This is a genomic window from Dactylosporangium vinaceum (assembly GCF_019904175.1).
In the GTDB taxonomy this organism is placed as follows: Bacteria; Actinomycetota; Actinomycetes; order Mycobacteriales; family Micromonosporaceae; genus Dactylosporangium; species Dactylosporangium vinaceum.
The window spans coordinates 8,880,416-8,895,190 of sequence record NZ_CP061913.1; the positions used below are offsets into that span (position 1 = coordinate 8,880,416).

Sequence of the window (14,775 nt, forward strand, 5' to 3'; positions counted from 1 at the left end):
ACATAGACATGCCGGAGCCGCCCTGTGACGACGCAGACTCCTCAGCTTCACGCTTCGCCGAGTTCTACGGCGCGCACTTCCAGCGCATCGCCGTGCAGCTCTACGCCTACCTCGGCGACCACGCCGAGGCCCAGGACCTCGCCCAGGAGGCGTTCTGCCGGGCGCTCGAGCAGTGGCCGCGGATCTCGCGGTACTCCGACCCCGCCGGCTGGGTCCGCCGGGTCGCCTGGAACCTGGCGACGAGCCGCCTGCGTCGCCTGCGCACCGCGATCGGCTTCCTGGCCCGGCAGCGCGAGCAGCACGTCGACGGCCCGACCCCGGACCGGGTGGCGCTCGTGACCGCCCTCGCCGGCCTGCCCGCGGCCCAGCGGCGCGCGCTTGTCCTGCATCACCTGGCCGGGCTCGGCGTCGCCGAGATCGCCGAGCAGGAGGCCGTCGCCGAGGGCACCGTGCGCTCCTGGCTCACCCGCGGCCGGGCCCGGCTGGCCGCCCAGCTGACAGTGGAGGTGTGGCATGCCTGACGCGCGGATAGCGGACGAGTTCGCGCGGTTCGCCGACGAGTTCACGGGCTCGTTCCGGCCGGTGCCGGTGGAGTCCATGCCCCGCTGGCGGCGGCACAAGCGGCGCGCGGCGCTGTGGATGGGCGGGCTGGCGGCGGCGCTCGTCGCGGCGCTGTCGCTCAACGCGCTGCAGCCCGGGGCCGGCGGCGAGCGGCCGCTGTGGACGGATCGGGCGGTCCACCTGGAGGGCGCGCACGGCGAGCTGCACGTCCAGTTCGCCGACCGGTGGCACGGCTGGGCGCTGGCCGGCGCCTGCCGCGCGGGGAACATCTGCGACTACGTCCTGGGCCGCACCACCGACGGCGGCCGCACGTGGACCCGGGTGGACCTGTCCCGGGTGCCGTACCAGGGGCGGCCGGTGCTCGCGGTCCGGGGACCCGACCGGATCATCTTCGGCGTGACGGGCCCCACTGACGACCTGTGGGAGTCCACCGATGCCGGGCAGACGTTCCACCGCCCCACCGGCGACGCCATGGGTATCTTCCCGGCGCTGCCGCCCGACACCGTGACCGGGGCCGACCACACGGCGTGGAAGATCGTCCGTGAGGGCCTCGACAGCTATGCGTCGTACTCCGCGGACGGCGGCGCCACCTGGCGGGTGCTGCGCCCCGCCCTGGGCACCGGGGCCACCCTGCGCCTCTCCCCCAACGGCCGCGACGCCTGGGCGTTCGCGAGCAACCCGACGCGGGTCTGGCGCCTCGAGCGCGACGCCGCCTACGCCGAGCCCGACTTCCCCATCTCGGCGAGCCCGGACGGGATCGGCCCACTCAACGGCGGCGGGCTGCTGGCGCTGGTCCCCGGCCAGGGCGTCGGCGTCTGGCGCGGCGGGCACTTCGCGCCGTTGCCGAGGCCACTGCGGGACGCCGAGCCGTCGATGGTGCTGCCGGACGGCGCGATCGCGCTGGTCCTCGACGGCACATTGATCGTCGGCCGCGAGGAGGGGGACTGGATCCGCTACGTCCAAGGGTGACCGGGCACACAGTTGAACGTGTTCAAGTTACGGGTTACCGTCGACCTCGAACTGAACGCGTTCAAATTCCTGGGAGGCCGGTATGGACCTCAAACTCATCACCTACCTGATCTACCTCGCGGTCAGCGGGCTGCTCACGGTGTGGGTCGCCCGCACGCTGTTCCGCAACGGCCAGGTGTTCCTGGACGACGCCTTCGCCGACGAGCGGCTGGCCGAGTCGGTCAACCACCTGCTGGTGGTCGGGTTCTACCTGCTGAACCTGGGCTACATCGCCATCGCCATGAAGACCGCCGACACCATCCTGACCGGCAGCGGGGCGATGGAGACGCTGGCCTGGAAGCTCGGCCTGGTCCTGCTCGTGCTGGGCGGCGTGCACTTCGGCAACCTCTTCGTGCTCGGCCGCTTCCGCCGGCGGCGGCTGCTGGAGCAGGCGGCGCCGCCGGTCGAGCCGACCCGGACACTGAGCTCGCCGCCGCGATGATCACCAGGCTCACGGTGCTGTTCGACGACGGCTGCCGGCTGTGCCGCACGGCGAAATCGTGGCTCGCCGGCCGAGCCCAGATCGTCCCGCTCGAGTTCGTCGCGGCGGGATCGGACGAGGCGCGCCGCCGGTATCCGGCGCTCGATCCGGCCGACACCCTGGCCGACATCACGGTGGTCGCCGACGACGGCGGCGTGTACACCGGGGATGCGGCCTGGCTGGTCTGCCTGTGGGCGCTCGATGGCTATCGGGGGCTGGCGGCGCGCCTCGCCCAGCCGCACCTGCGGCCCGTCGCCCGCCGGGTGGCGCAGTCGGCCGGGTCCCTGCGAGGCCGGGGCGGGCCGATCGAGCCTCCGCCGGCGTGGCCCGGGTCGCCTGATCGCTATCGTCAGGACTGTGGTGACTCCTGCGGTACCTGACAGCGCCCCCGAGACCAGCCGGGGCGAGCAGACGCGCAAGCTGATCGTCGACACGGCGGTGCGGCTGTTTCGCGACCAGGGGTACGACAGGACCACCATGCGGGGCATCGCGCAGGAGGCCGGCGTCTCGGTCGGCAACGCCTACTACTACTTTCCCTCCAAGGATCACCTGGTCCAGCAGTTCTACGCGACAGTCCAGGAGGACGCCGCGGCCGCGAGCGCCGAGCGGCTGGCGCAGCCGGGGCCGTTCGACGAGCGGCTGCGGGTGGCGCTCACGGCGATGTTCGACGTGATGACGCCGTACCACGCCTTCGCCGGCAAGTTCATCAAGACCGCCGTGGAGCCGGGGTCGGCGCTGAGCCCGTTCAGCGCCGAGTCGGCCCCGGCCCGGGAGCGGTCGATCACGGTCCTGCGCAGCGTGGTCGAGGGCGCCACCACGAAGATCGACGCGGAGCTCCGGGCCGACCTGCCGGAGCTGCTCTGGCTGGCCGAGATGGGCATCACGCTCTACTGGGTGCACGACACCTCACCCGGCCAGGCGAAGACCCGGCTGCTCATCGACCGGGCGGTGCCACTGGTGGACCGGCTGGTCGGGCTGGCCCGCGTGCCCGGCTTCAAATCCGTCACCCGCGAGGCGCTCAAGCTGTACCGCCTGCTGCGCTGATCACGCCCGCCGTAGTCATTCGGTAACCATTTGTTCAACTCCAGCGTTCGCCGAAGCGCGGATCCCGAGGTAGCGTCGGCTCCCATGGCGACCTTGCAGGGCATCCGCAGGGCCGACCACGACGCGGTCATCGCCGATCTGGAGCAGGCCGAGGGCTACATTGCATCGATCTGCTTCAAGACCGGCCCACCCGCGGCGGTCGGTGTCGAGCTCGAGTTCACCGTGCACCATCGCGACGATCCGGCGGCCCCGCTGGATCATCAGCGGCTCTGTCAAGCCCTCGGCGACCACGCGCCGCCGACCTTGCGGGCCGACTCCCCCGCGCTGCCACTGCGCCACGGCAGCGGCGTCACCCTCGAACCCGGCGGCCAGGTCGAGATCTCCAGCCGCCCCCACCCGTCGCTGACCGCCCTGCACGGGGCCGTAGGCGCCGAGATCGAGCAGCTCACCGCCCTGCTCGCCCGGACCGGACTGGTCCTGGGCGACTTCGGGGCCGACGCCCACCGGGCACCCCGGCGGCTGCTGCGCACTCCCCGGTACGACGCCATGGAGGCGGCTTTCAGCCGTCGCGGCGACGCCGGAACGGTCATGATGTGCTCGACGGCCGGCCTGCAGGTCTGCCTCGACCCCGGCCCCGCCGACGAGCTCGCCGCGCGCTGGGCCGCCGTCCACGAGCTCGGCCCGCCGCTCATGGCCCTGTTCGCCAACGCCGGCCGGCTCGCCGGTGCCGAGTCCGGCTGGGCCTCGGCCCGGCAGCGGGCGTGGCACGGCATCGACCCGTCCCGCACCCGCGCCGCCGGCCCCGGGCCCGACCCGGCCGCCGACTGGACCGCGTACGCCCTGGACGCCGAGGTCCTGTGCGTGCGCCGCGACGACGGGGCGTGGGGCACCCCGGCCGGGGTGACGTTCGCCGACTGGGTCCGCGGCGCGCTGGGGCCGCGGCCGACCTTCGCCGACCTGGACTACCACCTCAGCACCCTCTTCCCGCCGGTCCGCCCGCGCGGGTACCTGGAGATCCGCTACCTCGACACCCAGCCCGGGCGCCACTGGTTCGCGCCCGCCGCGCTGCTGACCGCCCTGCTCGCCGACCCCGCCACCGTGGCGCGGGCCCGCGAGCTGTGCGCGCCGGCCGCCGGGCGCTGGGTGGAGGCGGCCCGCGACGGGATGGCCGACCCGGTCCTCGCCGGGGTCGCCCGGGCCGTGCGCGAGCTGGCGCTCGACCGGCTGGATCTGCCACCGCACCTGCTCGCCGACGTCGTCGAAGGGAGTACACGCAATGACTGACCTGCGGGAGCGCGTCGCGCGCGAACTACTGAGGACCCGGCAGCGCTCCACCGTGCTCACCGAGGCGGTGGACGACGGCGACCTGATCCGCCAGCACTCGCCGCTCATGTCGCCGCTCGTGTGGGACCTGGCGCACATCGGCAACCAGGAGGAGCTGTGGCTGGTGCGCGACGTCGGCGGCCGCGACCCGGTCCGGGCCGACATCGACCACCTCTACGACGCCTTCAAGCACGCCCGCCGGGACCGGCCGGCGCTGCCGCTGCTCAGCCCGCGGGAGGCGCGGGCCTACGTGGCGACCGTGCGCGACAAGGTGTTCGACGTGCTCGAGCGGGTACCCCTGGAGGGTAATCGGCTCACGGAGCACGCCTTCGCCTTCGGGATGATCGTGCAGCACGAGCAGCAGCACGACGAGACGATGCTGGCCACGCACCAGCTGCGCGCCGGCGACCCCGTGCTGGCCGCGGCCCCACCCCCGCCGTCCACTGTGGACGTTTCCGGGGAGGTACTGGTGCCGGGCGGGCCGTTCACGATGGGGACGTCGACCGAGCCGTGGGCCCTCGACAACGAGCGGCCCGCGCACCTGGTCGACGTGCCGGCGTTCTTCATCGACCGGGCGCCGGTGACAAACGCGCAGTACGCCGCGTTCCTGGACGAGACCGGCGCCGAGCCGCCGCTGCACTGGAGCCGGGACCCGGGCGGCTGGCTGGCCACCGCATTCGGGCGCACCGCGCCGATCGTGCCCGACGCGCCTGTCGTGCACGTGTCGTTCCCCGAGGCCAAGGCGTATGCCGAGTGGGCCGGGCGGCGGCTGCCGACCGAGGCCGAGTGGGAGAAGGCGGCCCGCTGGGACCCGGCGACCGGGCGTTCGCGGCGCTACCCGTGGGGCGACGAGGACCCCGAGCCGCACCACGCCAACCTGGGCCAGCGCCACCTCGCCCCGGCCCCCGTCGGCGCCTACCCGGCCGGCGCCTCGCCCCTGGGCGTGCACCAGCTCATCGGCGACGTCTGGGAGTGGGTCGACAGCGACTTCACGCCCTACCCCGGGTTCGCCGCCTTCCCGTACCGCGAGTACTCCGAGGTGTTCTTCGGCCCCGACTACAAGATCCTGCGCGGCGGCTCGTTCGGCACCGACGCGGCCGCCTGCCGCGGCACGTTCCGCAACTGGGACTACCCGATCCGCCGGCAGATCTTCAGCGGCTTCCGCACGGCGCGCGACAGGTCCCCCGGGGAGCTCGCCTAGTGTGCCGGCACCTGGCGTACCTGGGGCCGCCGATCCCCTTGGCGGACCTGCTCTTCACACCCCCGCACTCCCTGGAGCGCCAGTCCTGGGCGCCCCGGGACATGCGCGGCGGCGGGACCATCAACGCCGACGGCTTCGGGGTCGGCTGGTTCCAGGCGCAAGAGCCTGTGCCGCTTCGGTACCGCCGCAGCGCCGCACTGTGGACCGACAGCACACTGCCACAGCTCGCGGCCGCGACGCGCTCCGGCTGCGTCCTGGCCGCGGTCCGCTCGGCGACCGTCGGCATGCCGGTCGTGGAGACGGCCGCGGCCCCCTTCACCGAGGACCGCTGGCTGTTCTCCCACAACGGCAAGGTCACCGGCTGGCCGGACAGCGTGGCCGCGCTCGCCGCCGCGCTGCCGGTCCGCGACCTGCTCACGCTCGACGCCCCCACCGACAGCGCGCTGCTGTGGGCCCTGGTCCGCGACCGGCTGCGGGCCGGCCTCGAGCCCGGGAAGGCCCTGGCGGAGGTCGTGACCGCGGTCCGGGCCGCCGCGCCCGGGTCCCGGCTCAACCTCCTGCTCACCGACGGCGAGTCGATCGCCGCCACCACGGCCGGGCACTCCCTGTCGTACCTGGCCACCGGAGACGGCGCCGTGCTGGTCGCCTCCGAGCCCCTGACTCCCGACGCGGCCTGGACGGCCGTACCCGACCTGTCCCTGCTCGTCGCGGCCCCGTCGGCCGTGGCGGTCATCGCACTGGAAGGCCAGACCTCGTGACGCTGCCCGACCTCGAGCTCGACATCCACCTGACCGACGCCGACCTGGCCGCCGCGCTGCGCTCGGACGCGCGCACCGGCCTGACCGCCACGCCGAAACACCTGCCGCCGAAGTACTTCTACGACGCCCGCGGCAGCGAGCTGTTCGAGGAGATCACCCGGCTGCACGAGTACTACCCCACCCGGGCCGAGCGCGAGATCCTGGCCGAGCGGGCCGGGGCCATCGCGAGGCGCACCGGGGCCAAGACGCTCATCGAGCTCGGCTCCGGCTCCTCGGAGAAGACCCGGCTGCTGCTGGACGCCCTGCGCGAGCACGGCACCCTGGCCTCCTTCACCCCGCTCGACGTCTCCGCGGCGGCGCTTCGCGGCGCCCTGAGCGACCTGCGCCGCGAATACCCGGACCTGCACCTGCAGGGCATCGTCGCCGACTTCGTGCACTCCCTCGACGTCCTGCCCGAGGCCGGCACCCGCCTGGTCGCCTTCCTGGGCGGCACGATCGGCAACTTCACGCCCGCCGAGCGGGCCCCGTTCCTGGCCGCCCTGCGCGCCCGCCTCTCCCCCGGCGAGTTCCTGCTGCTCGGTGCCGACCTCGTGAAGAGCCCCGCCGTCCTGATACCGGCCTACGACGACGAGTCCGGCGTCACCGCCGAGTTCAACCGCAATGTCCTGCACGTCCTCAACCGCGAGCTGGGCGCCCACTTCGACCCGGCGCTGTTCGCCCACGTCGCCCGGTGGGACGCGGCGAACGAGTGGATCGAGATGCGCCTCCGCGCGCTGGTGCCGATGACCGTGCCGATCGACGCCCTCGACCTCACCGTGTCGTTCGCGGAGGGCGAGGAGCTGCGCACCGAGGTGTCGGCCAAGTTCCGCCGGGAGGGTCTGACGGCCGAGCTGGCGGCGGCCGGGTTCGCGGTCCGCGACTGGTGGACCGACGCCGCGGGGCGGTTCGCGCTGACGCTGGCGACGGCGGCCTGAGCCGAGCGGGGTGCAGGGGCGCGCAGCCCCCGGCCAGGCGGGAGCGGAGCCGCCCCGGCACCGGCCGCCGCGACGTATCGGGAATTCCGGATGTGCCGGTTTCGCTGACGGCGGCCCGGGGATCTCGTTTCAGCGGCGCGTCAGGGCGCTCGGCGAAGGTATGGATCGGCGGACCCCGCCGTGATCGGACCGGAGTGCGAGAGCCGAGAGGATGACCACAATGCGCAACCAATGGGCCGGACCGACCCGTTGACGACCCTGACGGTGCGGGCCTCAGCCACCCGCCCGTCCCGCCCCGCTCACCGGGCCCCGGCGGCCCGCAGGCGGAGGCGCTTCGAAGCCGCGGCGGCATTGCGGCGCTGGCGGTCGGCATCCGCGGCCAGCGCCGCGACGCCCTCGTCGGTCAGGCGGTAATAGCGGCGGTGCCGGCCGTCGACGACCTCGGAGCCCTCGGGCTCCACGAGGCCCTCGGCGGTGAGCCGGTCGAGGGCGGCGTAGAGCGTCCCGGCCGGCAGGACGACCCGGCCTCCGGAGAGCTCGCCGACCTCCTGGATCACGGCGTACCCGTGCATGGGCCGCACCGCCAGCGCGGTCAGGATCAGGAACGTCGGCTCCCGCATCGGGGTCATACCGATCTTTATACGGCCATTTGCCGACATCAGGGGGCCCGGTGGCGTGCCCTTCCGGCGGACGGGTCGGCGAACTCGACCTGACGCGGGCCCGGCTGTCGCGGGATGTGGCCGGTCGGCTGCGCTGCGTGCGCACCGGAGCGCCCGTCGGCCCAGGGGTCGGGCGCGGCGTACTGGCTGAACGGGCTGCCGGCGGGCGCCGGGTAGCCGTGGTGCATGGCGGCGTACGAGGTCGGCGGATACGGCCGGAAGCCGCCGGGGCCGCCGTACTCGCGCGCGGCCGGGTGCGGGCGGTAGCCGGCGTAGGCGCTGCGCCGGCGGTGGCCGGTGACCACGTGGCGGACGGTGCCGAGCACGCCGATGAGCAGCAGGGCGAGCGGGGCCAGAAAGGCGAACACGCTCACGTACACGGTGCCGCCGAACATCATGAACTTCGCCGCCGCGACCGCGATCACGCCACCGACGATGAGCGACACGGCCCGGTACAGCGGCGCGTTGCCCGGCAGGAAGGCCGCCGCGAACACCGCGAGGCCGATGACGAGGTACACCAGCGCGACGACGCCGGGGTCACCCTCGAAGAGGTTGTGCAACAGACCTTCGCTCACCGAACTCCTCCGCCACCTGCAAGCAACCGTTCCGCAACCACGGTAGGCGAGCGATCATGCGCGCACTGTCATGAGATCGGGCCGGGGCCCGGCGCGACCGGATGACACGGCCGGCCCGTCGCGCGGGCGTTGCGACGCCGATGGGGGTGATCCGGGTTGCGGCCGCCGGAAATCTGTCCGGCACCACACACGGGCGAGGGCGGTGCGTGGTGGCGAGATCCTTCGGGTACACAATGGTGCATGACCGCCGCGCCCCCCGTCGTTGCCAACCGTTATCGTCTGCTCGAGCCACTCGGTGTCGGTGGCATGGGGCGGGTGTGGCGCGCCCGCGACGAGACGCTGCATCGCGATGTCGCGGTCAAACAGATCATCCTGCCGCCGGAGCTGCTGGACACCGCCCGGGACGTGGCAATGGAGCGGACGCTGCGCGAGGCGCGGGCGGCGGCACGGCTGAGCCACCCCAACGTGGTGCGGGTCTACGACGTGCTGGCCGCCGAGGGGCAGCCGTGGCTGGTCATGGAGTACGTGCGGTCCCGCTCGCTCGATCAGGTGATTCGCGAGGACGGGCCGCTGCCGCCGCGGCGGGTGGCGGAGATCGGTCTGGCCGTGCTCGATGCGCTGCGGGCGGCCCAGAAGGTCGGCGTCGACCACCGCGACATCAAGCCCGGCAACGTCCTGCTGGCCGAGGACGGCCGCGTCGTGCTGACCGACTTCGGCATCGCCCGGGTCGAGGGCGAGGGCCACGTGACCCGCACCGGCCTGGTGCTCGGCTCCCCGGAGTTCATCGCCCCGGAGCGGGCCCGCGAGGGCATCGCCGGCCCGGCCAGCGACCTGTGGTCGCTGGGCGCCACCCTCTACACGGCGGTCGAGGGCCGCTCCCCGTTCGGCCGCGGCTCCGCGATGGAGACCCTGTCCGCCCTCGCCTCCGAGGAGGCCGACCCGCCGCAGCGCGCGGGTGCCCTCACCCCGGTGCTGCGCGCCCTGCTGCGCAAGGACCCGAGGGCCCGGGCCAACTTCGTGCAGACCGACGAGCTGCTGCGCAAGGCCCTGATCCAGCGGGAGCCGGCGAAGAAGAAGCGCTCGTGGCTCAGCGGCTGGGGGCGCACCGAGCCCGCGGCCCCGGCGGTTCCGGCCCAGCGCACACCGCGCACCCGGCCGGAGCCGGTCGCGCTGTCCGGGGCCGGCTCCGGCGAGACGGCCAAGCCCGCCGCACCGCCGGGTCGAGGGGCTCCGCCGTCGGGAGCGCCGGGGGCCGCGACGGCCGGCGGGTCGGCGGCCGGGACAGTGGCCGGGGCGTCGGCTGCGGCGTCGGCTCCGGCCGTGGTGCGGGGCCACGCGGTAGTGCCGGCCCCGGCACCGGCCCAGACGCCACCGCCGGCCTGGCCACCGGTGCCCGACGAGGAGCCGGCGAGCGCCGGGATCTCCGGGAAGTCGGGCATCATCGAGGGTCCGATCTTCGGCACGGCGACGGCGGACGAGCTCGACCCCGACACCGAGTCGCAGACCGAACCCGCGAGCGCGACCGACGCCGAGGTCGCGACCGCGGCCGATGCGGGGATTGCGACCGACACCGAGCCCGCGAGCGCGACCGATGCCGGGGTCACGGCCGATGCCGGGGTCGCGACCGGCACCGAGCACGTCGCCGGGCGCGCTGACGAGGCCGCTGACACGGGCGCGGATGACAGCGCGAACGCGGTCGCGGACGACACGGAAGCCGAAACCGCCGTCGACGCGGCGCCTGCTGTGGAGGACGAGCCCGAGCCGGTGGCCGCGGCCGAGGAAGCAGCAGCCGAGCCGGAGCCCACGACGGAGCCGCAGCCGGTCACCGCGGTCGTCCCGGAGCCGCTCACCGAGCCCGAGCCCGAGCCGGTCACGGCGGTCGTGCCCGAGCCGGTCACCGCACCCGAGCCCGAGCCGGTCACCGCGGCCGAGCCGGAGCCGGTCACCGCAGTCGAGCCCGAGCCGGTCATCGCGGCCGAGCCGGAGCCGGTCACCGCAGTCGAGCCCGAGCCGGTCATCGCGGCCGAGCCGGAGCCGGTCACCGCAGTCGAGCCCGAGCCGGTCATCGCGGCCGAGCCGGCTACCGAGCGGCGGGCGGCGGCGGCCGGGGCGTTTGCGGCGGCACCGGCACCGGCGCCGGTCGAGCGGCCGGAGCGGGCGGCGGCTGGAGCGCCCCGGGCGGCGGGGCAGGCGGCCGTGGTGACGCGGCCGCGGCAGGCCGATGCGCAGAAGCGGCGGCGCAACATCGTCGCCGGTGCGGTCGCCGCCGTGCTCGTGGCGGCGGTGCTCGTGTGGGTGGCGGTGCGGTCGGACGACGACGGGAGTGTCCCGACGGCGGGCAGCACCGGTGCGGCGCAGACCACGGCGGCCGGGGCGGCGCCCGCGCCCAGCTCGGCCGGGCCCACCTCGGCCGCGGCGACCGGCGGGGCGAGCAGCGCGCCGGCCGACAACCAGCCGAGCGCGACGCCGACCCAGCAGCAGCAACAGCAGCCGCAGAACGCCGGCACCGCCTCGGGCACGCTCCCGCCGCTGCCGGCGGGCTGGCACGACTACACGGACCCGACCGGGTTCAAGGTGTACGTCCCCGACGGCTGGAACCGGTCAGTCGACGACGGCATCGTGTATTTCCGGGGCAACGGCCGCTCGCTCGGCATCGACCAGTCGGACAAACCGAAGATGGACCCGGTGGCGGACTGGCGCGCGCAGGAGGGGCAGCGGGCCAACACGTACTACAAGAACTACACCGGCCTGCGTATCGACAAGGTCGACAACTACTTCATCGTCGCGGCCGACTGGGAGTTCCTCTACGGCAGTAACCCCAACGCCCGCCAGCACGTGAACAACCGGGGTCTGGTGTCCTCGCCCCACCAGGCGTACGGCATCTGGTGGTCGACCCCGGAAGGCGACTGGAACAACGCACACTCGGACCTCGACCTGGTCTTCGCCAGCTTCCGGCCGAAGCCGTGACCGCCGAGACGGAGCCGCAGCGGTGAGCGCCTGGATGGAGCTGCCGTCCGGCCGGCGGATTCGCGGCCGCGGCCTGCGCGAGCGGGGCGAGCCGGTGCCGCCCCCGCAGTTCGGCCTGTATCTGCTGGGCAAGCCGCCCCCGCCGTTCGCGTGGGAGTCGACCTGGGTGCGCTGGCCCGACTTCTGGCTGCCCACGGACCGGGAGGCCGCCGCGGCGGCGTTCGCGGCGGCATGGCGGCGGGCCGAGCACGAGGCGGTCGAGGTCGCCTGCGGCGGCGGGCGCGGCCGGACCGGCACTGCCCTGGCCTGCATCGCGATCCTTGACGGCGTCCCGGCGCAGGAGGCCGTCGCCTACGTGCGCCGGCATTACTACCACGGGGCCGTCGAGACCCCGTGGCAGAAGCGCTACGTGCGGGAGTTCAGTTCGCCGTCGTGATGAGCATCGCCGGGGCCCGGCGACGGACCGCTATGCGGGCGGCGGCGGAGGGGTCGCTGCTCGGCGCCTGATCGGCGTGAAGAGCGCGGCCAGCGCGGTGATCGTGACGGCGGCTCCGGCCACCGCAAGCGTCAGCGGTACCCCCAGCTGCTTCGCCGAGAACGTGAGCGCCGCATCGCCGGCGGGTGCGAGCACGAGCTGCAGTGTCCAGAACGCCGCAGTGACGCGGCCGAGCAGATGGCCGGGCGTCACCTCCTGGCGCAGCGACACCGAGGAGATCCCCGCGATCCCGGTGCACAGCGTGACCGCCGCCGCGAGCACCGCGATCAAGGGCACGTTCGACGCCAGCCCGATCCCGGCCACCAGGAGCCCGCACAGGCCGAACGCGCCGATCCAGGTCGCGCCGAACCCGGCCCGGCGGCGCAGCGGGGCGACGGCGGCCGCGGCGAGCGTCGAGCCCAGCACGCCGGCCGTCAGCACCAGGCCGATCACCGCGTCGGACTGCCCGAGCCCGCGCATCAGGTGGTAGACGACGACGTCGTTGAGGCTCGAGGTGAAGAAGATGAGCACGGCCAGGAGCACCGTCAGCGGCAGCATCACCGGGTGCCGGCGGATGAACCGCACCCCGGCGCCGAGGCCGCGCTCGGTGCCCTCGGTGGCCGGCCGCCGGATGCGGATGAGCAGCAGCCCGACCGCGGAGAGCAGGAACGACACGGCGTCCAGGCCGATCGCCGCGACCGGGCCGGCCCCCTGGGAGAGGACACCGGCGACCGCGGGGCCGGCCAGGTACGCCACCGAGTACGACCCGTACAGCAGCCCGTTGGCCTCGGCGATCCGGTCGGCCGGGACCAGCGCGGGCACGACCGCGACGTAGGTGACCTGGAAGACCATCGCGAACACCGCGGCGGCCGGGAGCACCAGGAACAGCAGCCAGGGCTGTGGCCCGGCGAGCCAGGCCAGCGGGATGGAGCCCAGCAGCACGAACCGGGCCAGGTCGCACATGCGCAGGACGGTGCGGCGGTCGAAGCGGTCGGCGACGACCCCGGCGACGACCCCGGTGAGCAGGGTGGCCACCGCCGACAGCGCCCGGATCCAGCCGAGGTCGGTGATGGATATCGCGCCCGTGCGCATGAGCAGGGGCACGGCGGCGAAGGTGAGCGCGTCGCCGAACGCGGACAGCGTCTGCACCCCGAGCAGCACCAGGAAGTCGCGGCTCCGCCAGAGGCCGCTCACCGGTGCAGCAGCGGCACGATCACATGGCGCGGCACATCGAGCAGGCGCGCGTCGAGATACTCGGGCCGCCCGACCAGCTCGGCGGCGCGTGCCGCGGCGGCGGCGCGGGGCAGGCCCGTGCGCACCAGAGCCTCGCGCAGGACGTTGCCGAGCTTGCCGTGCGCGTGGGTCAGCAGCCAGCCGGCGACGCCGTCCTCGCCGGCCGGGCGCAGGGTGGCCTCGACCGTCGCCTGTTTCGGGCCGGGCGTGCTGCGGCGCAGGCGCAGGTCGTACTTCGCCCCGATCAGCTCGCGCAGCGCGGTCTGGCCGGCCTCGTCGCGCAGATCGGGGTGCTGGTTGGGCACGAGCAGCGTGACCTTCGCGACGTTGACGGCCAGCAGCACCCGGGCCAGCCACGCGCCGGGGTCGCCGGACAGGTCGACGGTGAGCTCGTCCGCCCGGAGCGGGCCGCCGCCGAGGATGCGGGCCGGCCCGCGGGCCGCGGCGCCCTCCAGCGACTGCTCGCCGTGGGTGTAGATGTTGGCCGAGCCGGCCAGCCGGTCGAGGCGGCGGTCGAGGATCTGCCAGGTGTGCTGGGTGGGGCGGCAGACGTAGAGGTCGCTGGCGCTGCCGACCGCCTGGGCGCCGTGGTACCGGTTGAACGCCGGCAGCATCGCCTCGATCACGAGGTCCAGGTCGAGCACCGCCCGCTGCACCTTGAGGCCGAGGGCCGGGGTGAGCGGGCTGAAACCGTAGGCCATCACGAGCCGCCCGTTGGCGCGGTCGCGCAGCGCCTGGGCCCCGCGGCCGAGGAACAGCTGGACGCCCTCGGGCGTGTAGGGCGGGTCGGTGAAGATCAGGTCGGCGCTCCCGGCGACCGCGGGCGGGAGGCCGAAGCGCAGGTCGGCCTGGTAGCAGGCGATGCCGGCGCCCTGGCCGTCGATGTAGGCCAGGAGCCGCTCGTCGACGTCGACGACGGTGACCTCGGTGTCCGGGCACGCCCGGCGCAGCGCGAGCGACGTGAGGTCGTGGTCGCCGATGCAGACCACGCGCGCGCCGGCCAGGTCGTAGGTGGTGGCCAGCCACCGGGCCCGGCGCTCGGCCGTTTCGGCGGTGGCGGCGACGTGGTCGAGGGCCTGGTCCGGGGCGGGCGCGGCGGCGATGAGCGCCGCCATCCCGTCCACCCGGGGCTCGTCGGGCAGGCGGTGCAGGGCCAGACGGTCGGAGTACACGGGCGAGATCAGGGGGTTGAGAAAGATCTTGCCGCGCTCTTCGCGCACGTCGGGGCCGGCCGCCCGCAGCAGCGCCTCGACGCTGCGGCGCGGGACGGCGTGGTCGCGGACGAGGTCGTCGAGGGTGGTCGGCCCCGCGGCGAGGGCGGCGATCACCTCACGCAGCCGGCGGCCCGCGATCCCGGATGCTGAGACGGCGGCGGCCACCGCATCGATCCCCCCGGGCTCCACCGGGGCACCTTACCATCGCCACAGCTCGTGATCCGAGCCGAACACAGTGTGACTTGACAGTTAAAAGTTAACCCGTAGTAACGGCCTGGTGGGATCGAGATCTACAGAGCGCA

The 14,775-nt window shown here is 74.3% G+C and carries 15 protein-coding genes; 11 read left to right on the forward strand and 4 right to left on the reverse strand.

The features are described from left to right. The first annotated feature begins 8 nt into the window (after nt 1-8). The 9 genes from Dvina_RS39810 to egtD all read left to right on the forward strand — a co-directional run bounded on the left by Dvina_RS39810 (nt 9) and on the right by egtD (nt 7,350). On the forward strand, nt 9-521 hold the full coding sequence (locus tag Dvina_RS39810; protein WP_223095118.1) for an RNA polymerase sigma factor: 513 nt from the start codon (nt 9-11) through the stop codon (nt 519-521). Continuing rightward, nucleotides 514-1,530 carry a WD40/YVTN/BNR-like repeat-containing protein gene (locus tag Dvina_RS39815; RefSeq protein WP_223095120.1) on the forward strand — a complete coding sequence of 339 codons (1,017 nt, stop codon included), beginning with the start codon at nt 514-516 and terminating at the stop codon, nt 1,528-1,530. The genes Dvina_RS39810 and Dvina_RS39815 overlap by 8 nt, the downstream gene beginning before the upstream one ends. An 82-nt stretch (nt 1,531-1,612) precedes the next feature. Continuing rightward, the gene (locus Dvina_RS39820; RefSeq protein WP_223095122.1) at nt 1,613-2,011 is read left to right on the forward strand and encodes a hypothetical protein; all 399 of its coding nucleotides are present in this window, start codon (nt 1,613-1,615) and stop codon (nt 2,009-2,011) included. Between the two features lie 14 nt (nt 2,012-2,025). Further along, on the forward strand, nt 2,026-2,430 hold the full coding sequence (locus Dvina_RS39825; protein ID WP_246655620.1) for a thiol-disulfide oxidoreductase DCC family protein: 405 nt from the start codon (nt 2,026-2,028) through the stop codon (nt 2,428-2,430). Further along, the gene (locus tag Dvina_RS39830; protein WP_223106256.1) at nt 2,408-3,094 is read left to right on the forward strand and encodes a TetR/AcrR family transcriptional regulator; all 687 of its coding nucleotides are present in this window, start codon (nt 2,408-2,410) and stop codon (nt 3,092-3,094) included. The genes Dvina_RS39825 and Dvina_RS39830 overlap by 23 nt, the downstream gene beginning before the upstream one ends. 84 nt (nt 3,095-3,178) lie before the next feature. Further along, nucleotides 3,179-4,378, forward strand: coding sequence for an ergothioneine biosynthesis glutamate--cysteine ligase EgtA (gene egtA / locus Dvina_RS39835; RefSeq protein ID WP_223095126.1), 1,200 nt, complete (start codon nt 3,179-3,181; stop codon nt 4,376-4,378). Further along, nucleotides 4,371-5,618, forward strand: a complete 1,248-nt coding sequence (gene egtB / locus Dvina_RS39840; protein WP_223095128.1) for an ergothioneine biosynthesis protein EgtB — start codon at nt 4,371-4,373, stop codon at nt 5,616-5,618. The genes egtA and egtB overlap by 8 nt, the downstream gene beginning before the upstream one ends. After that, a complete protein-coding gene (gene egtC / locus Dvina_RS39845) occupies nt 5,618-6,376 on the forward strand; it encodes an ergothioneine biosynthesis protein EgtC (RefSeq protein WP_223095130.1) in 759 nt (252 codons plus the stop codon). Before egtB ends, egtC begins: the two co-directional genes overlap by 1 nt. A gap of 2 nt (nt 6,377-6,378) precedes the next feature. Then, nucleotides 6,379-7,350, forward strand: coding sequence for an L-histidine N(alpha)-methyltransferase (gene egtD, locus Dvina_RS39850; RefSeq protein WP_223105968.1), 972 nt, complete (start codon nt 6,379-6,381; stop codon nt 7,348-7,350). A gap of 299 nt (nt 7,351-7,649) precedes the next feature. Here egtD and Dvina_RS39855 read toward each other — a convergent pair whose 3' ends face one another. Beyond that, entirely contained in the window at nt 7,650-7,979 is a 330-nt protein-coding gene (locus Dvina_RS39855) for a PadR family transcriptional regulator (protein WP_246655621.1), read from the reverse strand. A 29-nt stretch (nt 7,980-8,008) separates the two neighbouring features. Then, entirely contained in the window at nt 8,009-8,584 is a 576-nt protein-coding gene (locus tag Dvina_RS39860; protein ID WP_223095132.1) for a hypothetical protein, read from the reverse strand. A gap of 306 nt (nt 8,585-8,890) precedes the next feature. Between Dvina_RS39860 and Dvina_RS39865 the strand changes: the two genes are divergently transcribed. Beyond that, the gene (locus Dvina_RS39865) at nt 8,891-11,551 is read left to right on the forward strand and encodes a serine/threonine-protein kinase (protein WP_246655622.1); all 2,661 of its coding nucleotides are present in this window, start codon (nt 8,891-8,893) and stop codon (nt 11,549-11,551) included. Between the two features lie 22 nt (nt 11,552-11,573). Then, on the forward strand, nt 11,574-11,987 hold the full coding sequence (locus Dvina_RS39870; protein WP_425516482.1) for a phosphatase domain-containing protein: 414 nt from the start codon (nt 11,574-11,576) through the stop codon (nt 11,985-11,987). Between the two features lie 30 nt (nt 11,988-12,017). Here the strand turns inward: Dvina_RS39870 and Dvina_RS39875 are convergent, their stop codons facing one another. Together Dvina_RS39875 and Dvina_RS39880 are read right to left on the reverse strand one after the other, a co-directional pair. After that, nucleotides 12,018-13,220 (reverse strand): MFS transporter, encoded by a 1,203-nt coding sequence (locus Dvina_RS39875; protein WP_223095136.1) that lies wholly within the window; start codon nt 13,218-13,220, stop codon nt 12,018-12,020. Continuing rightward, on the reverse strand, nt 13,217-14,662 hold the full coding sequence (locus Dvina_RS39880) for a bis-aminopropyl spermidine synthase family protein (RefSeq protein WP_223095139.1): 1,446 nt from the start codon (nt 14,660-14,662) through the stop codon (nt 13,217-13,219). Before Dvina_RS39880 ends, Dvina_RS39875 begins: the two co-directional genes overlap by 4 nt. Nucleotides 14,663-14,775: the final 113 nt, after the last annotated feature.

Excerpts from the sequence above, each read along its gene's own strand:
- Dvina_RS39810 (WP_223095118.1), top strand. The coding sequence starts at position 9 with ATGCCGGAGCCGCCCTGTGACGACGCAGACTCCTCAGCTTCACGCTTC.
- Dvina_RS39815 (WP_223095120.1), top strand. The coding sequence starts at position 514 with ATGCCTGACGCGCGGATAGCGGACGAGTTCGCGCGGTTCGCCGACGAG.
- Dvina_RS39820 (WP_223095122.1), top strand. The coding sequence starts at position 1,613 with ATGGACCTCAAACTCATCACCTACCTGATCTACCTCGCGGTCAGCGGG.
- egtA (WP_223095126.1), top strand. The coding sequence starts at position 3,179 with ATGGCGACCTTGCAGGGCATCCGCAGGGCCGACCACGACGCGGTCATC.
- egtB (WP_223095128.1), top strand. The coding sequence starts at position 4,371 with ATGACTGACCTGCGGGAGCGCGTCGCGCGCGAACTACTGAGGACCCGG.
- Dvina_RS39855 (WP_246655621.1), bottom strand. The coding sequence starts at position 7,979 with ATGACCCCGATGCGGGAGCCGACGTTCCTGATCCTGACCGCGCTGGCG.
- Dvina_RS39865 (WP_246655622.1), top strand. The coding sequence starts at position 8,891 with ATGGGGCGGGTGTGGCGCGCCCGCGACGAGACGCTGCATCGCGATGTC.